The 22604-nt window shown below is 70.9% G+C and carries 20 protein-coding genes; 10 read left to right on the top strand and 10 right to left on the bottom strand.

Annotated features, from left to right (window positions below; genetic code table 11):
• Nucleotides 1-100 precede the first annotated feature (100 nt).
• Nucleotides 101-847 (bottom strand): SDR family NAD(P)-dependent oxidoreductase, encoded by a 747-nt coding sequence (locus G3576_RS20725; RefSeq protein WP_207622944.1) that lies wholly within the window; start codon nt 845-847, stop codon nt 101-103.
• 124 nt (nt 848-971) lie between these two features.
• Here G3576_RS20725 and G3576_RS20720 point away from each other — a divergent pair, with 124 nt between their 5' ends.
• Genes G3576_RS20720 through G3576_RS20710 form a run of 3 tightly spaced genes read left to right on the top strand, consistent with a single transcriptional unit; the run spans nt 972 to nt 6221 of the window.
• A complete protein-coding gene (locus G3576_RS20720) occupies nt 972-2561 on the top strand; it encodes a thiamine pyrophosphate-binding protein (RefSeq protein ID WP_164696347.1) in 1590 nt (529 codons plus the stop codon).
• A gap of 1 nt (nt 2562) precedes the next feature.
• Entirely contained in the window at nt 2563-4155 is a 1593-nt protein-coding gene (locus tag G3576_RS20715) for a hydantoinase B/oxoprolinase family protein (protein WP_164696346.1), read from the top strand.
• Nucleotides 4152-6221, top strand: coding sequence for a hydantoinase/oxoprolinase family protein (locus G3576_RS20710; RefSeq protein WP_164696345.1), 2070 nt, complete (start codon nt 4152-4154; stop codon nt 6219-6221). Before G3576_RS20715 ends, G3576_RS20710 begins: the two co-directional genes overlap by 4 nt.
• On the opposite strand, the gene ilvE is transcribed toward G3576_RS20710, so the two are convergent.
• Nucleotides 6214-7125, bottom strand: a complete 912-nt coding sequence (gene ilvE, locus G3576_RS20705) for a branched-chain-amino-acid transaminase (RefSeq protein ID WP_164696344.1) — start codon at nt 7123-7125, stop codon at nt 6214-6216. The two genes, G3576_RS20710 and ilvE, sit on opposite strands and share 8 nt — an antisense overlap.
• Before the next feature lie 80 nt (nt 7126-7205).
• Here ilvE and G3576_RS20700 point away from each other — a divergent pair, with 80 nt between their 5' ends.
• The gene (locus tag G3576_RS20700; protein ID WP_164696343.1) at nt 7206-8303 is read left to right on the top strand and encodes an alpha/beta hydrolase; all 1098 of its coding nucleotides are present in this window, start codon (nt 7206-7208) and stop codon (nt 8301-8303) included.
• Here the strand turns inward: G3576_RS20700 and G3576_RS20695 are convergent.
• Nucleotides 8294-9265 carry a catechol 2,3-dioxygenase gene (locus G3576_RS20695; protein WP_164696342.1) on the bottom strand — a complete coding sequence of 324 codons (972 nt, stop codon included), beginning with the start codon at nt 9263-9265 and terminating at the stop codon, nt 8294-8296. The genes G3576_RS20700 and G3576_RS20695 overlap by 10 nt on opposite strands.
• Before the next feature lie 38 nt (nt 9266-9303).
• Nucleotides 9304-9726: a CBS domain-containing protein gene (locus G3576_RS20690; RefSeq protein WP_164696341.1), complete on the bottom strand. Its 423-nt coding sequence runs from the start codon at nt 9724-9726 to the stop codon at nt 9304-9306.
• Nucleotides 9727-9905: 179 nt separating this feature from the next.
• On the opposite strand from G3576_RS20690, the gene G3576_RS20685 reads away from it, so the two are divergent.
• Both G3576_RS20685 and G3576_RS20680 read left to right on the top strand, forming a co-directional pair.
• The gene (locus G3576_RS20685) at nt 9906-10880 is read left to right on the top strand and encodes a Bug family tripartite tricarboxylate transporter substrate binding protein (RefSeq protein ID WP_164696340.1); all 975 of its coding nucleotides are present in this window, start codon (nt 9906-9908) and stop codon (nt 10878-10880) included.
• A 17-nt stretch (nt 10881-10897) separates the two neighbouring features.
• Nucleotides 10898-11719 carry an alpha/beta fold hydrolase gene (locus G3576_RS20680; RefSeq protein ID WP_164696339.1) on the top strand — a complete coding sequence of 274 codons (822 nt, stop codon included), beginning with the start codon at nt 10898-10900 and terminating at the stop codon, nt 11717-11719.
• On the opposite strand, the gene G3576_RS20675 is transcribed toward G3576_RS20680, so the two are convergent.
• The 3 genes from G3576_RS20675 to G3576_RS20665 are packed head-to-tail and all read right to left on the bottom strand — an operon-like array spanning nt 11704 to nt 14148.
• Nucleotides 11704-12525: an alpha/beta fold hydrolase gene (locus G3576_RS20675; RefSeq protein ID WP_164696338.1), complete on the bottom strand. Its 822-nt coding sequence runs from the start codon at nt 12523-12525 to the stop codon at nt 11704-11706. The genes G3576_RS20680 and G3576_RS20675 overlap by 16 nt on opposite strands.
• A 1-nt stretch (nt 12526) precedes the next feature.
• The gene (locus G3576_RS20670) at nt 12527-13306 is read right to left on the bottom strand and encodes an SDR family NAD(P)-dependent oxidoreductase (RefSeq protein WP_164696337.1); all 780 of its coding nucleotides are present in this window, start codon (nt 13304-13306) and stop codon (nt 12527-12529) included.
• Nucleotides 13306-14148 (bottom strand): polysaccharide deacetylase family protein, encoded by an 843-nt coding sequence (locus G3576_RS20665; protein ID WP_164696336.1) that lies wholly within the window; start codon nt 14146-14148, stop codon nt 13306-13308. The genes G3576_RS20670 and G3576_RS20665 overlap by 1 nt, the downstream gene beginning before the upstream one ends.
• Before the next feature lie 124 nt (nt 14149-14272).
• Here G3576_RS20665 and G3576_RS20660 point away from each other — a divergent pair, with 124 nt between their 5' ends.
• Nucleotides 14273-15490 (top strand): MFS transporter, encoded by a 1218-nt coding sequence (locus G3576_RS20660; protein ID WP_164696335.1) that lies wholly within the window; start codon nt 14273-14275, stop codon nt 15488-15490.
• Between the two features lie 29 nt (nt 15491-15519).
• Complete coding sequence (locus tag G3576_RS20655; RefSeq protein ID WP_164696334.1) at nt 15520-16290, top strand: fumarylacetoacetate hydrolase family protein; 771 nt, start codon at nt 15520-15522, stop codon at nt 16288-16290.
• A 73-nt stretch (nt 16291-16363) separates the two neighbouring features.
• On the opposite strand, the gene wrbA is transcribed toward G3576_RS20655, so the two are convergent.
• The 3 genes from wrbA to G3576_RS20640 form a co-directional block, all read right to left on the bottom strand.
• The gene (gene wrbA, locus G3576_RS20650; RefSeq protein WP_164696333.1) at nt 16364-16981 is read right to left on the bottom strand and encodes an NAD(P)H:quinone oxidoreductase; all 618 of its coding nucleotides are present in this window, start codon (nt 16979-16981) and stop codon (nt 16364-16366) included.
• A 104-nt stretch (nt 16982-17085) separates the two neighbouring features.
• On the bottom strand, nt 17086-18063 hold the full coding sequence (locus G3576_RS20645; protein WP_164696332.1) for a 2-dehydropantoate 2-reductase: 978 nt from the start codon (nt 18061-18063) through the stop codon (nt 17086-17088).
• Nucleotides 18060-19586, bottom strand: coding sequence for an acyl--CoA ligase (locus G3576_RS20640; RefSeq protein ID WP_164696331.1), 1527 nt, complete (start codon nt 19584-19586; stop codon nt 18060-18062). Before G3576_RS20640 ends, G3576_RS20645 begins: the two co-directional genes overlap by 4 nt.
• A gap of 117 nt (nt 19587-19703) precedes the next feature.
• Here G3576_RS20640 and G3576_RS20635 point away from each other — a divergent pair, with 117 nt between their 5' ends.
• The gene (locus G3576_RS20635) at nt 19704-21026 is read left to right on the top strand and encodes a murein hydrolase activator EnvC family protein (protein WP_164696330.1); all 1323 of its coding nucleotides are present in this window, start codon (nt 19704-19706) and stop codon (nt 21024-21026) included.
• A gap of 78 nt (nt 21027-21104) precedes the next feature.
• Complete coding sequence (locus tag G3576_RS20630; RefSeq protein WP_235952273.1) at nt 21105-22604, top strand: S41 family peptidase; 1500 nt, start codon at nt 21105-21107, stop codon at nt 22602-22604.

Raw genomic sequence — 22604 nt, 5'->3', positions numbered from 1 at the left:
GAATGGCGGCGCGCCTTCTAGTCCCGCGCCGCCGCCGCTTCATGTCACCGCGCCCCGCGGTTGTTTCATTCGTATCGCGACTGTTTCGCGCACCCTCTTGTCATCCCAGCATCTGCCCGCCATCGACGATGATCGTCTGCCCCGTCACCCAGCGCGCCGAATCGCTGGCCAGGAACAGCGCGACCTCCGCCACTTCCTCCGGCGTGCCGAGCCGGCCGAAGGGGATGGAGCCGAGGATGCGGTTGTAGAGCGCGGGATCGCTGCTGCGCCGCTGTTCCCAGGACCCGCCCGGGAATTCGATGGAGCCCGGCGCCACCGCATTCACCCGCACGCCATCCGGCGCGAAGGCGGCCGCCTGGCTCTGCGTGTAGTTCACCAGCAGCGCCTTCACCGCCGCATAGGCCGGCGTGCGCAGCGAGGGACGGAAGCCCGAGATCGAGGTCACGTTCACGATGCTGCCGCGCGACTGCTTCAGCCACGGCGTCGCGGCGCGGCTGGCGCGCACAGTCGCCATCACGTCCACGTTCAGCCCGCGCGCCCAATCCTCCTCCGTGTCGCGGGACCCGAAGCCGCTGGCGTTGTTCACCAGCACGTCGATCCCGCCCAGCGCCGCCGCGGCGGCCTCCACCCAGCCCGTGACATCCGTCAACACGCCGAGGTCGGCGGAGGCCGCATGCGCCGTCACGCCGCAGGCCGCGATCTCCGCCCGCGTCGCCTCCAGCGGGCCCGCGCCCCGCGCGCAGATGGACACCGCCGCGCCCGCCTGCGCGAAGCCGAGCGCGATCGACCGACCGATGCCCCGGCTGCCGCCCGCCACCAGCACCCGCTTGCCCGCGAAACCCGCCATCACGCCTCTCCCATGCCGATCCCGCGCAGCAGAGGGTGGCCGCCCCCCTTTGGCAAGACACCCGTCTTGGCAAGCCGCGCGCGCGGGGGCAGAGGAATGGAGGATCGGGGGAAGGAACGTGGCGATGACCTTGACGGAAGCCTTGCTTGCCGAACTTGCACGGCGCGGCACGCGGCGCATCTGGGGCGTGCCCGGCGGCGGCTCCTCGCTCGATGTCATCGAGGCCGCGCCCCGCTTCGGCATCGACTTCATCCTCGCCCGCCAGGAATCCAACGCCGCCATCGCCGCGATGGCCGATGCCGAACTCACCGGTGCGCCCGGCGTGGTGCTGACGACCAAGGGCCCCGGTGTCGGCAATGCGGTGAACGGCCTGGCCTGCGCCACGCTGGAACGCGCGCCCCTGCTGCTGCTGGCCGATGGCTTCACGCCGAAGCAGACCAGCTGGGTCACGCACCAGTATTTCGACCAGCGCGCCATGACCGCCGGCGTGGTGAAGGCCTATGCCCGCGCCGATGCCGAAGCCCCCATGGCCGGCATCATGGCCCTGCTGGACCAGGCGGAGGCCGCCCCCCGAGGCGCCGTGCACCTGGACCTGACCGGAGAGGCCGTGCGCCGCCCCGCGCAGCCCGTGGAAGGCTTCCAGGCCATGGCGCCGCACCACCCCCCGGTCGGCGATGCCGCAGCCCTGCTGACCGCCGCTAGGCGCCCCGTGCTGCTGGTGGGGGTGGAAGCCGCCAACGCCACGAACGCCGCCGCGCTGCGCCGCTTCGCGGAGGCGCTGGGCTGCCCCGTCCTCGTCACCTACAAGGCCAAGGGCGTGCTGCCGGACGCGCATCCGCTCTTCGCCGGCATTTTCACGGGTGGCACGCTGGAAGCGCCCTGCGTCGGCCAGGCGGACCTCATCATCCAGGTCGGGCTGGACCCGGTGGAGCTGATCCTGCAGCCCTGGCGCTACACGGCGCCGATCCTCGACATCGCGCTGCGCCCGCATCCCGTTCGCTATGCGGAGCCGACCGCCGCGGCGCACGGCCCGCTCGCCGACAGCATCGCGCTTCTGGAACCGCGCGCCTCCACCTGGACGGCTCAGGGGATTGCCGTGTTGCGGGACACCGCGCTGGCCGCGCTGGAGTGGCAGGGCAGCGGCGGTGTCTCGCCGCCCGACATCGTGCGCATTGCGCAGAAGGAAGCGCGGGCCGCCGGCGCCACGCCGCGCGTCGCCGTCGATGCCGGCGCGCACATGTTCTCCGCCACCGCCTTCTGGCAATGCGAGCAGGCGCGGGATCTGCTGATCTCGAACGGCCTGGCCTCCATGGGCTTCGCCCTGCCCGCCGGCCTCGCCGCCGCGCTGCATGACCCCGCGCGCGGCGCCATCGCCTTCACCGGCGATGGCGGGCTGATGATGTGCCTGGGCGAACTCGCCACCGCCGCGCAGCTCGGCGCGAAGCTCGTCACCATCGTCTTCAACGACAGCGCCCTGTCGCTGATCGACATCAAGCAGCAGCAGCGCCAGCTGCCCCAGGCCGGCGTCCGCTTCACCCGCACGGATTTCGCGGCCGTGGCGGAGGGCTTCGGCGTGAAGGGGCTCCGCGCCGACGATCCCGCGCAATACGAAACCGCGCTGCGCCAGGCCTTCGCACATGACGGGCCGTCACTGATCGACGTCACCGTGAACCCCGCCGGCTATCCCGCGCAGCTCCAGGCGATGCGGGGCTGAGATGGCACTCTCCGCCCTTCGCCTCGGCAATGCCTGGGCCCGCATCGCGGGGCTGATGGATGAGGCCGCGGAAACCTTCGTGCGCACCTCCTTCTCCTCCGTCGTGCGCGACAACTGGGACATGGCCGTCGGGCTGATGGACAGCGAGGGACGGCAATTCGCGCAATCCTCGCGCTCCGTCCCCAGCTTCGTCGGCACCATGCCGCGGACGCTCTCCGCCATGCTCGCCCGCATCCCGCGCGCGCGTCTGCAGCCCGGCGACGTGCTGATCAGCAACGACGGCTATCTTGGCACCGGGCACCTGAACGACATCACCATGGTGAAGCCGGTCTTCGCGGGCGGCTGCATCACCGCCTGGATCGGCAGCATCTTCCACGCCACGGATATCGGCGGTGCCCCCTCCGTCGAGGCGCGCGACGCCTGGGAGGAAGGCCTCACCATCCCCGTGGCGCGCATCCTGAAGGGCGGTGTCGAGAACGAGGACGTCATCGCCTTCCTCGAAGCCAATTGCCGCATGCCCGGCGAGGTGCTGGGCGACATCCGCGCGCAATTCGCGATGTATGACCAGGCCGAGCCCCGCCTGCTGCGCATCCTGGCGGAGGAAGGCATTTCGTCGGCCGACCAGCTCGCCGCCGAGATCTTCGGCCGCTCCGAACGCGCGATGCGCGACGCCATCGCCGCCGTGCCGGATGGGGAGGTGACGGACGAAGTCACCGCGGATGGCTTCGAGCATCCCGTGACGATCAGGCTGCGCCTCGCCATCAAGGGCGACGGGCTGACGCTCGACTTCACCGGCACCGGCGCGCAGATCCTGCGCCCCGTGAATTCGCCGCTGAACTTCACCCGCGCCTATTCCAACTACGCCGTGAAATGCGCCTTCGATCCGCTGACGCCGAACAACGATGGCAGCTTCCGGCCGATCCATCTGATCGCGCCCGAAGGTTCCATCGTGAACCCCCGCCACCCCGCCCCCGTCTGGGGCCGGCATTTGACGGGCCACTACCTGCCCATGCTGGTTCTGGCGGCGCTGGGGAAGATGATCCCGGATCGCGTGGTGGCGGAATGCGGCAGCCCGCTCTGGAACGTCTATTTCACCGGCGAGCAGCCCGATGGCCGGCGCTATGTCCGCATGTTCTTCATGAATGGCGGCCATGGCGCCGCGGCCGCCCATGACGGCGCCTCCTGCCTCTCCTTCCCCTCCAACGTCGCGACGCAGCCGGTGGAGCAGTTCGAGAATGCGGTGCCGATGCTGGTGACGGAGAAGTCGCTCATCCCGGGCAGCGGCGGCGATGGCCGGATGCGGGGCGGTCTCGGCCAGCGCCTCGGCTTCCGCGTCATCGGCGAGAAGCCTGTCACCGCCACCTACCGCCATGAACGCGTGCAGCACCCGCCACGCGGGTTGCTGGGCGGGGAGGCCGGGCGCGCGGGGCGCGATCTTCTCAACGGCCAGCAGGTCGCCGCCAAGGCGCGCATCGTGCTGCAACCCGGCGATACGCTGACCTTCGAGACCCCCGGCGGCGGCGGCTTCGGCCCGCCCGGCGAACGCAGCGCAGAAGCGCGTGCGCAGGACAGTGCGGAAGGCTATGTGGCATGACGCCCTGGCAGATCGGCGTCGATATCGGCGGCACCTTCACCGATTTCGTGCTGCTGGACAGCCGCGACGGGCGGCTCTTTAACGGCAAGCTCCTCACCACGCCGCATGCGCCCGAACAGGCGGTGCTGGAAGGCATCCGCCAGCTCCTGGCCACGCATGGTGTCGCACCCACCGAGGTCAGCCACGTCATCCACGGCACCACCCTCGTCGCCAATGCGCTGATCGAACGCCGCGGCGTGCCGACGGGCTTCCTGACGACCGAAGGCTTCCGCGACATCCCGGAGATCGGCACCGAACTCCGCCACGATACCTATGACCTCTTCATGCGCCGGCCGGAACCGCTGGTGCCGCGCCGCCTGCGCCTCGGCGTGCCGGAGCGGCTCCGCGCCGATGGCGCGGTCGTCAAGCCGCTGGAGGAGGATGCTGCCCGCGCGGCCATCCGCGCGCTGCGGGATGGCGGCGCCCAGGCGCTCGCCATCTGCCTGCTGCACGCCTTCCTCAACCCCGTGCATGAACGCCGCCTAGCGGAGCTGGCGCGGGAAGAAGCGCCGGGGCTGACGCTGTGCCTGTCCTCCGACCTGGTGCCGGAGATCGGTGAATACGAGCGCGGCACCACCACCATCTGCAACGCCTATGTCCAGCCCGTCTTCGAACGCTACCTCGCACGCCTGCGCGGCGGCCTTTGCGACGCCGGCCTCACCGGCCCGCTCTTCCTCATGCTGTCGGATGGCGGCACGGTGCGGGACGACGTGGCCGCGAAACACCCGATCCGCCTGGTGCAATCCGGCCCCGCCGGCGGTGTGCAGGCGACGCGCATCGTGGGCGCCGCGGCCGGCGCGCGGGACGTGCTCTGCTTCGACATGGGCGGCACCACCGCCAAGGCCGCGCTGATCGACCAGGGCGAGCCGCAGCGCAGCCTCGATTTCGAAGTTTCTCGAGTTGACCGCTTCCGGAAAGGCAGCGGCTTTCCCTTGAAGGTGCCGGTCATCGAGATGATCGAGATCGGCGCGGGCGGCGGTTCCATCGCGCGCGTCGATCGCCTCGGCCTCATCAAGGTCGGGCCGGACAGCGCCAGCAGCGATCCCGGTCCCGCCTGCTACGGGCTCGGCGGCACGCTGCCGACGGTGACCGATGCCGATCTGCTGCTGGGCTACCTGGCGCCGGACAGCTTCCTCGGCGGCGACATGGCACTCGACGTCGCGGCCGCCGAACGCGCCCTGCTGGAGCATATCGGCAAGCCGCTCGGCCTTTCCGCGGTGGAGGCCGCCTGGGCGGTGCATGAGACCGTGAACGGCGCCATGGCCCAGGCCGCTGCGATCCATGCGCTGGAGAAGGCGCGCCGGATCGAGGACTACGCCATGGTCCCGATCGGCGGCGCCGGCCCCGTCCATGCCTGCGCCATCGCGATGAAGCTCGGCCTGCCGACACTCGTCTCGCCACCCGGCGCCGGCGTCGCCTCGGCCTTCGGCTTCCTCGCCGCGCCCATTTCCTTCGCCCATCTCCGCGCCCTGGTGGCGCCGCTGGCCACGCTCGACATGGAGGCGCTGCGCGCGATGATCGGCGCGATGGAAGCGGAGGGCCGCGCCATGGTCGCGGAAGCCGGCGTCGCCGACAGCGATGTCTCCATCCGCATCCTCGCCGCGCTGCGCTATGCCGGCCAGGGCTACCAGGTGGAGGCCGCCGTCAGCGCGGATGCCATCGCGCGGGGCGACCGCGATGCCATCCGCAACGCCTTCGAAGCGGAATACCGCCGCCTCTATGGCCGCATCGAAGCGGGCCTGCCCGCGGAGACCGTCGGCTGGCGCGTCATCGTCAGCGGCCCCACGCCGTCGCTGCGCCTCGCCCCCGCCGGCCAGCACAGCGGCGCCGCCCGGAAGGGCACGCGCCGCGCCTGGTTCGGCGATGGCTTCGTCGAGGCCGCAGTCATCGACCGCACCGCGCTTCGCCCCGGCGACACCGTCTCCGGCCCCGCCTTGGTGGAGGAGCGGGAGAGCACGCTGGTCCTCCCCCCCGGCGCCACCGCCACCTGCGATGCAGGCCTGAACCTGGTGGTGCGCTTCAGGTGACGATGGCGCGCCACTCCGGATGGGCGTCGGTGGTGCCGCGCACCACCGCCTCATAGGCCGCCTGCAGGCGCTGCGTCATCGGGCCCGGCTTGCCGTCACCGACCGGCAGCCGGTCCACCGAGGTCACCGCCACCAGCTCCTGCCCCGTGCCGCAGAGGAAGACCTCGTCGGCCACATACAATTCGGTGCGGTCCACCTCCCGCTCCTCCACGGGAATGCCAAGTTCGTTGGCGAGCGTGAGCACCGTCGCGCGCGTCACACTTTCGAGAATGTCGCTGGTCCGCCCCGGCGTCACCAGCACGCCGTCACGCACCAGGAACAGGCAGGCCGCCGCGGCCTCCGAAAGCTTGCCGCGCGCCGTCAGCAGCAGCGCGCTGTCATAGCCATCCGCCTTGGCCTGCAAGGTCGCCAGCCGGCTCGCATGATAATTGGCGGAGGCCTTGATGCGCGGCGGCATCGCATTGTCCGCGATCCGGGTCCAGGAGGAGACGCAGGCCGCGAGGCCACTCGCGAATTTCTTGCTGCGCTCCCGCGGCAGCGCCGCCGCGATCCAGCCGACCGGCCCCGTCGTCGCCATCATGCCCATGGATTCGATCTGCACCTGCACGCGCAGATAGGCATCCTCGTCCGGCGCATTCAGGCGGATCACCTCCAGCACCGCCGCGCGCAGCGTCTCCGTCGAGGGCGGGTTGTCGAAGCGCATCACCTTCATGCCCTGCTGCAACCGCGCCAGGTGCTCATCCAGGCGGAAGACGCTGAAGCCGCCGGTGACGGGGTGGCGATAGGCGCGCAGCCCCTCGAACACCGCAACGCCGAAGGCGACGCCAAGGGCGAGCGGATGGATGCGCGCATCGTTGAATGGCATCGCCACGCCGTTGTGGATGATGGTGTGGGCCTGCCACATCGCGTCGCCTTTCGCTGCTGGTCGCCGCGAGTGTGGTCGGCTGCTACACTGCCCGCAAGCCATCGAGGGAAACGCGCCGCATGACTCCCCTGCCCCTGCCGCCCGGCATCCGCAGCCGCATCATCCCGCGCGTGAACGGGCTTTCGATGCATGTGCTGGAAGCCGGCGAAGCGGGGCGCCCCTGCCTGCTGCTGCTGCACGGCTTCCCGGAACTCGCCTTCTCCTGGCGCCACGTCATGCCGAGGCTCGCCGCCGCGGGCTACCACGTCGTGGCGCCGGACCAGCGCGGCTATGGCCGCACCACCGGCTGGACGGCGGAATACGATGCGCCCCTCGCGCCCTTCACCATGCTGAACTTCGTGCGAGACGCGCTGGCGCTCGTGGAGGCGCTGGGCCTGGCGCGCGTGCATGCCGTGATCGGGCACGATTACGGATCGCCCGTCGCCGCCTGGTGCGCCCTGGTCCGGCCCGACATCTTTCCACGCGTGGCACTGATGTCGTCCCCCTTCGCGGGGCCGCCTTCGCGCATGCCCGCGCCGCAGGAGGATGTGCATGCCGCCATGGCCGCGCTGACGCCGCCGCGCAAGCACTACCAATGGTACTACGCGACCCGCCCCGCGGCTGCCGACATGAACAACCCGCCGCAGGGGCTGCACGCCTTCCTGCGCGCCTACTACCACCACAAATCCGCGGATTGGGCGGGCAACACACCGCATCCGCTGAAGGGCTGGACGGCGACCGAACTGGCGAAGATGCCGGACTACTACATCATGCCGCTACGCGCGACGATGCCGGAGGCGGTGGATCCCTTCATGCCATCCCAGGCCGAGATCGCCGCGAATACCTGGCTGCCGGAACGCGACCTTGCCGTCTATGTCGCGGAATACACGCGCACCGGCTTCCAGGGCGGGCTGCAATCCTATCGCTGCAACACCGGCGGCGCGAATGCGGCGGAGCTGACGTTGTTCAGCGGCAGGCGGATCGAGGTGCCGGCCCTGTTCATCAGCGGCGCCGCGGATTGGGGCACCTTCCAGTTCCCCGGCGCCTTCACGCGCATGCAGGATGTGGCCTGCGCGGATTTCCGCGGCGCCCATCTGGTGCCGGGCGCCGGGCATTGGGTGCAGCAGGAACAGCCGCAGCGCACGGCGGAATTGCTGATCGGCTTCCTTCAGTCCTGAACGCCATCCGGCAGCGGCGGCGTGCCATGGGTGTGGAATGACTTGATCGTCTGCAACCCCCAGGCTTGGCCCTTCCGGCGTTCCGCCTCGGTCCAGGTGATGGTCTTCCAGTCCGGCGCCAGCACCAGCCGCGCGCCAGCATTCGCCACCTCAACCCGGTTGCCGCCGGGCTCCCACACATAGAGGAAGAAGGTCTGCTGCACCGCGTGCTTGTGCGGCCCCGTCTCGATGAAGACGCCATTCTCCAGGAAGACATCGGCGGCCTGCAGGATCGCTTCCCGGCTGTCCAGCGCGAAGGTCACGTGGTGGAAGCGGCCGGGCACGCCATGCGCTTCCTTGGTGAAGGCGAAGTCGTAGGATTTGTTCGTGGCCGTCAGCCACATCCCCGCTTCCTCGCCGCTGTCCAGCTCGATCCGCTCCGTGCAGCGGAAGCCGAGCGTGCTCTCGAAGAATTCGCGGCAGGCGCGCACATCCACGGCCAGGCAGTTGAAGTGATCGAGCCTCCGCACATTCACGCCGCGCGCCGGAAAGCGCTGCGCCTGGTTCTTCAGCGCGGGGCGGAGCGCTTCCGGCGCCTCGTACCATTCGGTCTCGTAGTAGATCTCGAAGAGGTGCCCGTCCGGATCGCGGAAGCGCCAGCCCGTGCCGTGGCCGAATTCGCCCTCCTGCGCCCACACCTCATGCCCCGCCGCCCGCAGCGCCGCTACGCGCCGCGCCAGCGCCTGCGGGCTGCGCGTGCGGAAGGCGGCGTGGCCGAGGCCCGAAGTATGGCTCGCCGTCAACTGCAGCGAATAGCGTTCGTAATCGTCCCAGCCGCGCAGATAGACGCTGTCGCTGCGGCGCCCCGCCTCCGTCATGCCCATGACGTCCAGGAAGAAGCGCAGGCTCTCCTCCGGCTTCGGCGTCAGCAGCTCCACATGGCCGAGGTGGGCGATGTCCCAGATCGGCTCCGGCGTCTCCATGGTGGCGTTCCCGCGATTCACTCGCGGCCAGGATAGCCTCAGCGCATCCGCTCGAAGAAGCCGCTTTCCTCATCGAGGCGCGCATGCTCCCGGGCCCGGAAATCGTAGCGGGAGACGATGCCACAGACGCGACCATCCTCGCAGATCGGCAGGTGGCGGAACCCCGCATCGTCCAGCAGCCGCAGCGCCTCCATCGCGCCGTCGCGGGGATGCAGCGTGGTCGGGCTCGGCGTCATCACCTCGGCCAGCGTCGTCGCCTTCGCGTCCCGCGCCTCCGCCAGGCAGCGCAGCGCATCGCGGCCGGTGAAGATGCCGACCAGGCGGTCGCCCTCCTCCACTACCAGCACCGCGCCGACGCGGCGGCCATGCATGGCGGCGCAGGCTTCCGCCACCGACGTCCCCGGCGGCATGGCCAGCGGGCGCTGGTCCTTCACCAGGTCGCCCATCGAGCGGTCACGCATGGCAAGCCCCTCCCTGGTTGGAAGGCCAGACTGCGCCCTGGCGCCGCTGCCTTCCTTGATCCACCGCAACGCGCGATGCGCGCACGAGGCGGCATCGCCCGCTTCCGGAAAGGCGAAAGCCTTGCGCCGCCGCATGGCTGCCGGCACGCTCACTGGGATACAGCAGGGACATCGGTGCCATGACGACGCTCGCCCGCCGCCCCCTCCTCGGCCTGCTTGGTGCCGCCGCGCTGGCCGGCACCGCCGCCGCGCAACCGGCCTTCCCGACGCGCCCCATCCGCGTCGTCATCCCCTTCGGCCCCGGCGGGGGAACGGACAACCTGATCCGCATGCTGGAGCCGCATGTCAGCCGGGCGCTCGGCCAGCCCCTGATCATCGAGAACCGGCCGGGTGCGGCCAGCGTCGTCGGCACGGAGATGGTGGCGCGCGCCGAGCCCGATGGCTACACGCTGGTCGCACTCGACAGCAGCTTCGTCATCAACCCGGGCCTGCTGCCCTCCCTCCCCTACGACCCCGCGCGGGATTTCGCGCCGGTCACCATCCTGGCGCATGCGCCGGTGGTGCTGCTGGCGCATCCCTCGCTGCCCGCCACGACGCTGCCGCAGCTGATCGCGCTGGCCAAGGCGCGACCCGGTGCCTTCGCCTATGCCTCCGGCGGCAATGGTGCGCCGACGCACCTTGTCGGAGAGATGCTGAAGGCCGAGGCCGGGATCGACCTGACGCATCTGCCCTATCGCGGCACCGGCCCCGCGATGAACGACATCATCGCGGGTCACGTACCGCTCGGCGTCAACGGCCTCAGCGCTTCCGCCGTCCACATCACCAGCGGCCGTGTGCGCGCGCTGGCCGTCACTGGCGATGCGCGCGCGGAGGCTTTCCCCGATGTGCCCACCTTCAAGGAACTCGGCCTGCCCGGCGTCGACCTCTACACCCATTGGGGCGTGCTGACCCGCGCCGGCACGCCGCCCGCCGTGATCGATCGCCTCGCCACCGCCTTCAACGAGGCCGTGCTGCGGCCCGACCTCAAGCAGCGGCTGAACGACCTCGGCTTCGTGCCCGCCGGTGCGGGCGCGGCGCGCTATGCCGAGACCATTGCGCGGGAGACCGCGCGCTTCACCGCCGTGATCCGCGCCGCCAATATCCGGCCCGACTGACCAGGAAAGTTCCACCCATGATCGAGCCGACCCTGTCGCGCTTCACCAGCAGCGACGGCATCAGCCTGGCGTATCGTGTCGACGACTTCACCGATCCCTGGCGCGACCAGGGCATTCCCGTGCTGATGCTGCACGCCGCCATGGGCCGCTATCGCCGCTGGTATGCCTGGACGCCGATCATCGCGCGCCAGCATGCGACGATCAGCATGGAGTTGCGTGGCCATGGGTCGTCGCAGATCCCCGGCGCCGATGTGCCGTTCAGCCTGGAACGCCTGGTGCAGGATGCGCGGGAATTGCTGGATCTGCTGGCCGTGCCGCGCGTGCATGTCGTCGGCCTCTCCGCCGGCGGCTATGTCGGCCAGCGGCTGGCGATCGAGAGCCCGGAGAGGGTCGCGACGCTGAGCCTCTTCGCCTCCACCCCCGGCCTCAAGGGCACGCAGGCCGCGACCTGGCCGGAGCGCATCGGCAAGGTCGGCATCGAGGCCTTCGTCCGCGCCACCGCCAGCGACCGCTTCGGCCCCGATGCCGATCCCGCTTTGGTGGACTGGTTCTGCCGCCAAGTCGGCGCCAATGATCCCGCCTGGATCGGCCGCTTCGTCACCCATATGTCGTCGCGCGATTGGACCGAGGATCTGCCGCGCATCACCTGCCCGACCCTCATCGTCGCCCCCGGCCATGAGCCGATCGGCGAGAACAACACCTATGAGGTGATGGCGAAGGCGATCCCGAACGCGACGCTCATCGAATATGACGGCATGCCGCACAACATCGGCGATGCCGCGCCGGAGCGTTGTGCGCGGGAAGTGCTGCGCTTCCTGCAGGGCTATCGCGCGGGATAGCCGAATCTGTCGCGGTGGAAGGCCAGGATGTCGGACACGCAGCGGTCCGGCATCATGTCCGCGATGTTGTGCGGCATGTGCTCATACTCCGCCATGCGGACATCCGGGATGCGTTCGCGCATGAGGTCATAGACATTGGCCTCCCCCACCGTCTCCCCACCCGGGAAGATCACCAGCGTGGGGCAGGCGATGCGGTGCAGCTCGCCGCTCCAATCCTGCGTCGTGTTGTAGCCGATGAAGCGGGCGAGGAAGGCCGGGTCATTCTCAGCCGTCTGCTTCAGGAACCAGTCGACCAGGCCGGGATCGCTGGTGGCGAGGTCGAAGCGCATGGCAATGGTGTCCGTCAGGAAGGGCGTGAGCCCTTCCTTCGCGATGCGCGTCAGCCAGCCCCGCGCGCTGGGGCTGAGCCCGGGCGTCGATCCCACCAGCGCCAGGCTCTGCACCTTCGTCGGGTGCTTCAAGGCCAGGTTCTGCGCGACATAGCCACCGGCGGAATTGCCCGTGACATGCGCGGCCTCCAACCCCAGCAGCGTCATCAACTCCGTCACGTCGGCCACCAGCCGGTCCATGTCGAATTGCTTGTCTGCGGGCGGCACGGATGACGCGCCATGGCCGCGGAGGTCCATCCGCACCAGCCGGAAATGCCGCGCGAGCCCCGGCACCCAGGAATAGAAGCGCTGCGAATTGCCCATGGCGGAATGCAGCAGCAGCATCACCGGCGGCTGGCGCCAGGGATCGGTGAAATCGTCGATGTAGTAGGCGATGCGTTCGCCATCGCTGGTGGTGAAGGTCGCGCGTTCCGTCATCTCAATAGGCCGATCGCCCGCCATCGGCGGGAATGGTGGCGCCGGTGATCATCCGCGCGGCGTCGGTCGCCAGGAACACCGCCGTCGCCGCGATATGCTCGGGATCGCCGATCCAGAAGGGATACTCCTTCGCACGGTTCACGGGGTCCTGCGGATCGCGGCCCGGCACCGCCGCTTCCTCCAGCGTGCCGAAGGTGCGGATGACGCGTTCCGTCATCACGCGGCCGGAGGCGATGCAGTTCACCCGCACGCCCTGCTTCGCGTAATGCCCCGCCAGCGCACGGGTCAGCGACAGGATCGCGCCCTTGGCCGCGCTGTAGCAATGCGCGGGGTTGGCGCCCCGCAGCGCGGCGCCGGAGGACATGTTGATCACCGCGCCGCCACCCGCCGCGATGATATGCGGGATGGCATGGCGGCAGCACAGGAAGGTGCCGCGCAGGTCGAGGTTGATGGTGCGATCGAAGGCCTCAAGCGGCACCTCCGTCACCGGCCCATCCATCGGGTCCGTGCCGCCCGCGGTGTTGTAGAGCACGTCGATGCGCCCGAAGCGCGCCACCGCTGCCGCGACGCCAGCCGCAACGCTCTCGTCGCGCGTCACATCCATCGTCACGGCCAGCGCTTGGCCGCCCGCCTCTGTCACGGATCGCGCCGCCGCCTCCGCGCGGTCCGCCAGCAGATCCGCCACCACCACCGCCGCCCCCGCCTGCGCGAAGGCGCGCGCCGCCGCGCTGCCGATGCCGCCACCGCCGCCCGAGATGAAGGCGACTTTGCCCGCCAGCATCACGCCTGCCCCGCCTTCACGCGGTCGCGGTATTCCTGCTGCACCTGTTCCAGCGTGCGGAACTCCGCGCCCATCTTCGTGACGCCGTCGATCAGCTTCTCCAGCATCATCATGCGGTGACCGCGGCCGATGACGTAGGGGTGGAAGGTGAAGACCAGCATCCCCCATTCATTGGTGCGGGTCATGTACTCGAAATCCGCCAGCCAGTTCTCCAGCACCGCATTCGCATTCGCCAGGCCCGGCATCACCGCGCCACCGACGCGGAAGAATTCGAAATGCGGATGGTCGTCCAGCGACCAGGAGATCGGGATTTCCACGAGGTCCGTGACCTCCCCGAACTGCAGCGGCTGGTCCGCCACGCAGACATCGCCCCGCCGCGCGAAATAGGGCTGGCAGTCATGCCCCATCATGCTGCTGTCGTACTGGCACCCGTGCTGACGGATCAGGTCGATGGTTCGGTCACTGAGGTCCCAGGAGGGCGAGCGATAGCCGACCGGCCCCTTGCCCTGCAGATCCTTGATGGCCTCGACGGCGAGCGCGAATTCATCCGCCTCCTTCTGCGCCTCCAACGCCGCGGGCGGCACATGGCTCCAGCCATGGTGGCCGATCTCGTGCCCCTCCTTCAGGATGCGCTCGCAGGCCTGCGGATAGGTCTTGATGACGACGCCCGGCACATACCAGCTCGCCTTGATGCCGCGGCTGCCGAGCAGGTCGAGGATGCGTCCCGCGCCCACGACGCCGAACTCGCCACGCGATACCGGCGTCGGCGTGGTCATGCCGCGGGAGGCGAAGCCCGACCAGGTATCGAAATCGAAGGAGAGGCAGGCGATGTGGCGCGGCATGGGCGACTCCCGCGCGCGGCGGGGGACTTCGCACCGCGCGACTGACGTGACTATCGTGCCCGAGCATGAACGCCACCCCAGCACGCCGCAAGGCGTTGCCCCCGCTGCACACTCGGCTTGCGTGATGGGCATCCCCGCCTGGATCGCGGCGCTGTCGGCGACGCTGCTGATGCAGACCGTCGCCTCCTTCCTCACGCAGTCACTGCCCGTCGTCGCACCGCTGATCACCGCCAGCGCCGGCCTGCCGCCGGAGGCGATCGGCAACCTCGCCGCGCTTGTGGCGCTGGGCACCGTGCTGTTCCTGCTGCTGGGCGGGCCGTTCCTCGCGCGCTTCGGCCCGGTGCGCACCTTGCAGGCCGGCGCTGCGATCTCCGCCATCGCGATGCTGGTCGCGGCGCAGGGCTCGGCGGCCGCGCTGGTGCTGGCCTCCCTGCTGCTCGGCATAGGCTACGGGCCCTCGCCCCCCGCGGGCAGCCGCATCCTGGCGGCCACGGCACCGCCCGGCCACCGCACGCTGATCTTCTCCGTCAAGCAGGCGGGAGCGCCGCTGGGCGGTGCGCTGGCGGGCCTTGCCACCGCGCCCATCGCCGCGCAGTTCGGCTGGGTGGCGGCGCTGCTGGCCACCATCGCCGTCGCGCTGCTCGCAGCCGCCATCATCCAGCCGCTGGAGCGCACGCTGGACGTCGAGCGTGATCCGACGCAGCGCCTCACCATCCTGACGCTGTTCCGCCGCTCCACCTGGATGGCGCCCCTCGCGGCGCTCGGCCTGCATGGCGCGCTGCCGCCGCTGACCGTGCTGGCGATGAGCTTCGCGACGTTGCAGGGCTGCCTCTTCACCTTCACGGTCACCTGGCTGACGGTGGATCACGGCATCGGTCTGGTGCAGGCCGGCACCGCCTTCGCCTGCATGCAGGGCGCGGGCGTGGTGGCGCGCATCGTGCTCGGCTGGCTCGCGGACCGCACGGGCCAGCCCTCGCTGAACCTGCTGGTGCAGGCGGGCGTCGCCTGCGCGGCGGGCATCGCCTTCGCGCTGATGCCGGGCAGCAGCCCGACCTGGCTGATCTACCTGCTGTCCGGCCTGGCGGGCTTCGTCGCCGCCAGCTGGAACGGCATCTACATGTCGGAGGTCGCGCGGCTCGTGCAGCCCGCGCAGGTCGCGGCCGCGACCTCCGGCTCCACGCTCTTCACCTTCCTCGGCTATCTCGCCGCGCCGATCTTCTTCGCGCTGATGGTGTCGCTGACGGGCAGCTGGACATTGGCCTTCCTGCTGGCGGCGGGGCAGCTCGGGGTAGTGGGGCTCGGCGCCGCGGTGCTGTTGCGGCGCGCCATCCGCCGCGGGTAGAGCTTGCGGCTATCAACAGGGGAAACGCGATGACGCTCTGGGTCCGCTACGCGCGCAACGGGCAGGAAGGCTTCGGCACGCTGGAGGGCGATGCCATCCAGCCGCATGCGGGCGACCTCTTCGCCGGCGCCACGCCCGAAGGTGCCTCCTTCCCGCTGGCGGAGGCCACGCTCCTCGCCCCCGTTCGCCCCGCGGTCTTCATCGGGCTCTGGAACAATTTCGCCGAGGCCGCCGCGAAGCAGGGCCTGACGCATCCGGAATCGCCGCTGTTCTTCCTGAAGTCGCCGCGCAGCATCGTGGGGCCCGAGGCCACCATCACGCCGCCACCGGGCTACACCGGCCGCGTGATCTATGAGGGCGAGCTGGGCCTCGTCATCGGCAAGCGCGTGTCGAATGCGAGCGAGGAGGAAGCCGCCGCCGCGATCTTCGGCCTGACCTGCGTGAATGACGTGACCGCGCTGGAGACGCTGACGGCCGATGCCTCCTTCCCGCAATGGGCGCGGGCCAAGGGCGCGGACAGCTTCGGCCCGGTCGGTCCCGCCATCGCCACGGGGCTCGACTGGTCCACGCTGCGCGTGAAGGTTTCCCTTAACGGCCGCGTCCGCCAGGACTTCCCGACGTTGGACATGATCATCCCGCCCGCGCGCATCGTGTCGCTGCTGTCGCGGGAGATGACGCTGGAGCCGGGCGACCTGATCGCCTGCGGCACCAGCGTCGGCGCCTTGCCGATGCGCCCCGGCATGACCGTCGAGGTCACCATCGACGGCATCGGCGTTCTGCGGAACACCTTCGCCGGCTGAAAAGCCTCGCGGTCCAGGGCCCCGGTGGACCCTGGCGAGGGGGGTCCGGGGGGAGCAGCGCTCCCCCCGCCGATCACCCGAACAGGTTCCCGCCCGCCTTCACCGCCGCCGCTACCTTGGCGACGTACTGGCCCTGGAAGCGCGCGCCTTCCAGTTCCACCGCGGAGGGCTGGCGGCTGCCGTCGCCGTCGGTGATGGTGGAGGCGCCGTAGGGGCTGCCGCCCTTCACCTCGGCCACGCCCATCTGGCCCTGGAAGGCGTAGGGCAGGCCCACGATGATCAGGCCGAGATGCATCAGCGTCGGCAGGAAGGTCAGGATCGTGCTCTCCTGCCCGCCATGCTGCGTGGCGGAGGAGGTAAAGACGGACCCCACCTTGCCGTTCAGTGCGCCCTTGGCCCAGAGCCCGCCGGTCTGGTCGATGAAGTTCCGCATCTGGGACGTCACGCTGCCGTAGCGCGTGCCGCTACCGAAGATGATGGCGTCGTAGTTCGGCAGTTCGTCCACGGTCGCGACCGGGGCGGCCTGATCCATCTTGTAGTACGACTTCCGCGCAACTTCTTCCGGCACCAGTTCCGGCACGCGCTTGATGTCCACCTCGGCGCCGGCGGCGCGGGCGCCCTCGGCCACGGCCTGCGCCATGGTCTCGATATGGCCATAGGCGGAGTAGTAGAGCACGAGCACGCGGGTCATCGGGCAGCTCCCATCGGATTGCGGAGAGCAGCCTCTAACGACCCGCGGCCAGGATCGGCCATCAGCCTGCCGTGATGATGATCAGAAGCGCGGCGGATGACCCCTCAATAGCAGCCGGCCACCCGCGCCCGGGCCCGGACGAGGGCCAGCACCGTGTCGCAGGTCGGCACCGGCACCTCCACCAGCGCCGCCAGTTCCACGACGGCGCCGAGCAGCGCGTCGATCTCCATGGGCCGCCCGCGTTCCAGATCCTGCAGCATGGAGGTCTTGTGTGCGCCGACCTCCGCGCCCCCGGCGATGCGCTTGTCCACATCGATGGCGAAGCGGACGCCGAGCTTCTCCGCCACCGCCTGGCCTTCCAGCATCATGGCGCGGGCCACGCCACGCTGGCCGGGATCGCCGATCAGCACGTCGAGCGTCACGCCGGTCAGCGCGCTGATCGGGTTGAAGGCCATGTTGCCCCAGAGCTTGACCCAGAGCTCGTCGCGGATCTTGGGCCGCACCGGCGCCTTCAGCCCCGCCGCGATCAGCGCCTCGCTGAGCGCCGAGACGCGCGGGCTGCGGCTGCCATCGGGCTCGCCCAGCGTGAAGCGGTCGCCATAGGTGTGCTCGATCACGCCGGGCTCCGGCACCTCGGCGGCGGGATAGACGATGGCACCGATGGCCCGCGACGGCGCGAGCAACTCGCTGACCACGCCGCCGGGATCGACGCTCTCCACGCGGCGCCCTTCATGCGGGCCCGCGAGCTTGTGGAAGTACCACCAGGGGATGCCGTTGACGGCGGAGACGATGGCCGTCTCCGGCCCTAGCAGGGGCTGCATCTGCTTTGCCGCGCCCGGCAGCGAATGCGCCTTCAGGGTCACGACGACATAGTCCTGGACGCCCGCTTCCTCCGCGGTCGCGACGGCGCGGACGGGCACGGTGGTCTCCGTCCCTTCGCTCCGCAGCACCAGCCCCTTGGACTGCATGGCCGCGAGATGGGGGCCACGGGCGATGACCGTGACCTCGTGATCCCCCTTGGCAGCGAGCTTCGCCGCCATGAGCCCGCCGATCGCGCCGGCGCCGAAGACGCAGATCTTCATGCCGTGAGCCCCAGCTTTTCCGCCAGCCCGATGCGCATCAGCTTGCCCGTCGCCCCCTTCGGGATCTCCGCCAGGAACACGACCTTCCGCGGCACCTTGAAGTCCGCCAAATGCTTCGCCGCGAAGTCGCGCAGCTCCCGCTCCGTCAGCTCCATCCCCTCCCGCAGCACCACCGCGGCGCCGACCTCCTCGCCCAGCATCGCATGCGGGATGGAGAAGGTGAGCGCCTGCGCGACGGCCGGGTGTTCGGACAGCACGCCATCGACCTCGAGCGGGCTGACCTGCTCGCCGCCGCGCTTGATGAGTTCCTTGAGGCGGCCGGTCAGCAGCAGGTAGCCATCCTCGTCGAACATCCCCTGGTCGCCGGTGCGGAACCAGCCATTGGTGAAGGCTTTCGCGTTCGCCTCCGGATTGGCCTCATAGCCCTTGGTGACGTTGGGGCCGCGGATCACGACCTCGCCGATCTCGCCCTTCGCCAGGATGCTGCCGTCATCGGCCATGATGGCGACCTCCGGCCCGGCGGGCAGGCCGACAAGGCCCGGCTTCTGCGCGCGCGGCGGCAGCGGATTGCTGCACATCTGGTGCGACGCCTCGGTCATGCCATAGGCCTCGATCACCGGCGCGTTGAAGACGCTGGCCAGGTCCTTCATCGCCTGCGCGGGCAGGGAGGCGGAGGAGGATCGCAGGAAGCGCAGCGGTGCGCGGGCGATGATCTCCTTGTTGCGCTCCGCCCGCGCCAGGATGGTCTGGTGCATGGTCGGCACGGCCGTGTACCAGCTCGGCCGTTCGGCATCGAGCCAGCCGAAGAACTTCAGCGCGTTGAAGCCCGGCGTGCAGATCACGGCGCTGCCGGCGGACAGGGACGACAGCGTCGCCGCGATCAGCCCGTGGATGTGGAACAGCGGCATCACGTTCAGGCAGGCATCGGATGGCGTCAGCGCCAGCGTCTCCGCGATGTTGCGGGCGGAGGCCGTGATGTTGGTCTGCGTCAGCGGCACGATCTTCGGCCGCGCCGTGGTGCCGGAGGTGTGCAGCACCAGCGCGACATCCTCCGCCTCGGCCATCCCTGGCGAGGATGCGGTGCCGGAAGGCCCGCCCTCCAGCGTGAAGGCGCCGGCGCCCGCGGCCGCATCCGGCACCAGTTCTATGATCGGCACGCCGAGCTTGGCCGCGGCGGCGCGGGCCGGCGTCTCGTTGCCCTGCTGGACGATCAGCGCCTTGGCCTTCAGATCCTCGATGTAGAATTCGAATTCCTCGCCGCGATAGGCGGGGTTGAGCGGCGCCGTCGTGGCCCCGGCCGCGACGGCCACGAAGGCGGCCGCCATCTCCGGCCCGTTCGGCAGCACCATCGCCACCCGGTCGCCCCGCCCGATCCCGCGCGCGTTCAGCGCGGCGACGGTCGCCTCCGCCAGGCCCCGCAGCCCCGCATAGGTCAGGGGGGCGCGGCCTTCCGGCGCGCGGATGGCGGCGGCCTCCGCCTGCCCCTGTTTCAGCAGTTCCGCAATCGTGCGGGTGGCGGCCATCTGGAAGTCTCCCACTATCGTTGCGCCGGAGTATGCCGACGCGAACCGTTGCAAGGAAGGGTAACGCCCGCGGCGCCGAACTGGCCGCATCCCCGCCGCGGATGCTACGCAGGCCGCGTGTCACGCCGCCGCTGGATGATCCCGGCCGCCCTTTCGGCCCTGTTCTGCCTCGCCGCGCCCCCCGCGCCGGCGCAGCCTTCCGCGCGCGACCTGCGGGACGCCGAACGCACCGCCACCGAGCGCCGCCGCGCGGCGGAGGCCGCCACCGACCGCGCCCGCGCCCTGGCGGAGGAAGAGATCGCCCTGGCCGAGCGCCGGGTCGAAGCCGCCAGCCGCGCCCAGGCCGCCGAAGCGGCCGTGGAGGATGCCCGCCAGCAATTGATCGCCGCCCGCCGCCAGGTGCAGGCCGCGACCACGGAGATGTCAGCCCGCGCCGCGGCGCTGCGCCCCCTGCTGCCCGTGATGCTGCGCCTCTCCCTCTGGCCCGCCGAGACCGTGCTGGCCGTGCCCGGGGAACCGGAGGACACGCTCCGCGGTGCCCTGGTCCTGCGCGGCCTGGTCCGGCGGCTGGAGGAGGAATCCGCCGCGCTCCGCCGCGCCGAACAGGCAGCCCGGGACGCGGAAGCCCTGGCCGCCCGTGAAGCCGCCGCCCTCGCCTCGGCGGAGGCCGCGGCGCGGGAGGCCGAGTCGGCGCTGGAGGCCGAGCTGGCCGAGGCCCGCCGCCGCCGCACCGCGGCGGAGGAGCAGGAGGAACGCGCCGCCACCCGCGCCGCGGAGGCCGCCGCCCGCGCCACCGACCTCGCCGATGTGCTGGCCAGGCTGGAACGCGAACGCCAGCGGCGGGAGGCGGAGGAGCGCGCCAATGCCGCCGCCCGCGCCGCGGAAGCCGCCCGCCGCGCGGCGGAGGAAGCCCGCGAACGGCGCCTGGCCGAAGCCGCCCGCGCCCGCGCCGCCGCCGAGGAAGCCCGCGCGCGGGAGGAAGCCCGCAGCCGCAGCGCGAGCCGCGCCCCCGCGCGGGAGGACCCAGCCCCCCAGCGCCAGGCCGCCGCCCCCGTCGCCCCCTCCGGCGGCCGGGCCGTCCCGGTCGCCGGCCGCATCGCGACCCAATGGGGGGAGGCCGCGGCCGGCGGTCCCCATCGCGGCCTGACCTATGCGGCCTCGGGGGGCGCGCGCGTCGTCTCCCCCTGCAATGGCCGCGCCGTTTTCGCCGCCCCCTTCCGATCCTTCGGGCTTCTGTTGATTGTGGATTGCGGGCGAGGATACCATTTTGTTCTGGCGGGCCTGGATCGGCTCGACGCCTCGGCCGGGCAGCGGCTGCTGGCGGGGGAGCCGATCGGCGTGCTGGGTGGGGCTGGCGCCTCCGGAGGTTCCCTCTATGTGGAGCTTCGGCGGAACGGCCAGCCGGTCGATCCGCGGCCGTGGTTCGCGGCGCGGGGGTAACCCCGGGGTCATAACCCCGGGTCATATTGGTCAGGTCGCGGGCCTTCCGGCCCGGGACCCAAGGATGCGGGTGGTCGCATGGGCGACGTGTCTGGACGTCAGGATGATCAGCGCAGCGCCCCGGGCAATGCGCGGGTGCCGAGTCTCGGCCCGGTGATGGCGCCGCCCCCGCCCCCCAGGCGCAGGCGCCTCGGCACCTTCGGTGCCGTCACCGCGGCCTTCATCGCCGGCGCCGTCGTCGGCCCGGTGATCGCGCTCCCCACCATCCAGGCCTGGGCGCAGGATGGCGGGCGGGCGGAGACCTACCGGCTGCTCAACCTCTTCGGCGACGTCTTCGAACGCATCCGCGCCGAATATGTGGAGCCCGTCACCGACCGCGACGTGATCGAGAATGCGATCAACGGCATGCTGCAGGGCCTCGACCCCCACAGCAGCTACATGAACCCGCGCAGCTTCCGCGACATGCAGGTGCAGACGCGCGGCGAGTTCGGCGGCCTCGGCATCGAAGTCACGCAGGAGGGGGGGTACGTCAAGGTCATCTCCCCGATCGACGACACCCCCGCCGCCCGCGCCGGCGTGAAGCCCGGCGACCTCATCACTCACCTCAACGGCCAGTCCACCCAGGGCCTGACGCTCCAGGAAGCGGTGGAGCAGATGCGCGGCGAACGCGGCACCGCCATCCGCCTGACCATCCGGCGGGAAGGCGAAAGCCGCCCGGTCGAACTCTCCCTGACGCGCGACGTCATCCGCCCGCAGGTCGCCCGCTTCCGGCTGGAGGGCAACGACATCGCCTATGTCCGCCTCTCCTCCTTCAATGAGCAGACGGAAGGTGCGCTGCGCCGCGCCATCACCTCCATGCGCAACCAGGCGGGCACCAACCTCAAGGGCCTGATCCTCGACCTGCGCAACAACCCCGGCGGCCTGCTCGACCAGGCCGTGCAGGTGGCGGACGACTTCCTGGACCAGGGCGAGATCGTCTCGACGCGCGCCCGCCGGGCGGAGGATGCGCAGCGCTGGAACGCCCGTCCGGGCGACATCGCCCAGGGCCTGCCCATGGTCGTGCTGGTCAATGCCGGCTCCGCCAGCGCCTCCGAGATCGTCGCCGGCGCGTTGCAGGACCATCGTCGCGCGATCGTGATGGGCGTGAAGTCCTTCGGGAAGGGCAGCGTCCAGACCGTGATGCCCATCCCCGGCCAGGGCGCCATCCGCCTGACCACGGCGCGCTACTACACGCCATCCGGCCGCTCCATCCAGGCGACGGGCATCGAGCCCGACATCGAGGTGCTGGCCGCCCGCGCCGAGGCCAATGCCCCGGGGCGGGACCGGGAGGCCGATCTGCGCCGCGCGCTGCGCAATGACGGCGAACGCGCCGCCACGCCGCAGCCCCCGCCGCCGCCGCTGCCGCCGCTCAACCTGCCGGCCGGCGTGCTGGACCGGGTGGTGCGGGCGCCGGCCGAAGGCGCCGCCGCCTTCGACCCGACCAAGCCCGAGACCGACCACCAGCTGCAACAGGCGGCCCAGCTGCTGCGCGCCATCGCCGCCGCGCCCGCCCAGCCGCAGCGCCGCGCCCAGCGCTGA

Origin of the sequence: Falsiroseomonas algicola (genome assembly GCF_011040385.1) — a bacterium.
Classification (GTDB): domain Bacteria; phylum Pseudomonadota; class Alphaproteobacteria; order Acetobacterales; family Acetobacteraceae; genus Falsiroseomonas; species Falsiroseomonas algicola.
Note: the sequence above shows the minus strand (reverse complement) of the source record. Positions and strands in the feature narration are given on the sequence as shown.

What these genes read in the sequence shown, in the direction of transcription:
- G3576_RS20725 (WP_207622944.1), bottom strand. Translation starts at nt 847, where the DNA reads ATGGCGGGTTTCGCGGGCAAGCGGGTGCTGGTGGCGGGCGGCAGCCGG.
- G3576_RS20720 (WP_164696347.1), top strand. Translation starts at nt 972, where the DNA reads ATGACCTTGACGGAAGCCTTGCTTGCCGAACTTGCACGGCGCGGCACG.
- G3576_RS20715 (WP_164696346.1), top strand. Translation starts at nt 2,563, where the DNA reads ATGGCACTCTCCGCCCTTCGCCTCGGCAATGCCTGGGCCCGCATCGCG.
- G3576_RS20710 (WP_164696345.1), top strand. Translation starts at nt 4,152, where the DNA reads ATGACGCCCTGGCAGATCGGCGTCGATATCGGCGGCACCTTCACCGAT.
- ilvE (WP_164696344.1), bottom strand. Translation starts at nt 7,125, where the DNA reads ATGTGGCAGGCCCACACCATCATCCACAACGGCGTGGCGATGCCATTC.
- G3576_RS20700 (WP_164696343.1), top strand. Translation starts at nt 7,206, where the DNA reads ATGACTCCCCTGCCCCTGCCGCCCGGCATCCGCAGCCGCATCATCCCG.
- G3576_RS20695 (WP_164696342.1), bottom strand. Translation starts at nt 9,265, where the DNA reads ATGGAGACGCCGGAGCCGATCTGGGACATCGCCCACCTCGGCCATGTG.
- G3576_RS20690 (WP_164696341.1), bottom strand. Translation starts at nt 9,726, where the DNA reads ATGCGTGACCGCTCGATGGGCGACCTGGTGAAGGACCAGCGCCCGCTG.
- G3576_RS20685 (WP_164696340.1), top strand. Translation starts at nt 9,906, where the DNA reads ATGACGACGCTCGCCCGCCGCCCCCTCCTCGGCCTGCTTGGTGCCGCC.
- G3576_RS20680 (WP_164696339.1), top strand. Translation starts at nt 10,898, where the DNA reads ATGATCGAGCCGACCCTGTCGCGCTTCACCAGCAGCGACGGCATCAGC.
- G3576_RS20675 (WP_164696338.1), bottom strand. Translation starts at nt 12,525, where the DNA reads ATGACGGAACGCGCGACCTTCACCACCAGCGATGGCGAACGCATCGCC.
- G3576_RS20670 (WP_164696337.1), bottom strand. Translation starts at nt 13,306, where the DNA reads ATGCTGGCGGGCAAAGTCGCCTTCATCTCGGGCGGCGGTGGCGGCATC.
- G3576_RS20665 (WP_164696336.1), bottom strand. Translation starts at nt 14,148, where the DNA reads ATGCCGCGCCACATCGCCTGCCTCTCCTTCGATTTCGATACCTGGTCG.
- G3576_RS20660 (WP_164696335.1), top strand. Translation starts at nt 14,273, where the DNA reads ATGGGCATCCCCGCCTGGATCGCGGCGCTGTCGGCGACGCTGCTGATG.
- G3576_RS20655 (WP_164696334.1), top strand. Translation starts at nt 15,520, where the DNA reads ATGACGCTCTGGGTCCGCTACGCGCGCAACGGGCAGGAAGGCTTCGGC.
- wrbA (WP_164696333.1), bottom strand. Translation starts at nt 16,981, where the DNA reads ATGACCCGCGTGCTCGTGCTCTACTACTCCGCCTATGGCCATATCGAG.
- G3576_RS20645 (WP_164696332.1), bottom strand. Translation starts at nt 18,063, where the DNA reads ATGAAGATCTGCGTCTTCGGCGCCGGCGCGATCGGCGGGCTCATGGCG.
- G3576_RS20640 (WP_164696331.1), bottom strand. Translation starts at nt 19,586, where the DNA reads ATGGCCGCCACCCGCACGATTGCGGAACTGCTGAAACAGGGGCAGGCG.
- G3576_RS20630 (WP_235952273.1), top strand. Translation starts at nt 21,105, where the DNA reads ATGGGCGACGTGTCTGGACGTCAGGATGATCAGCGCAGCGCCCCGGGC.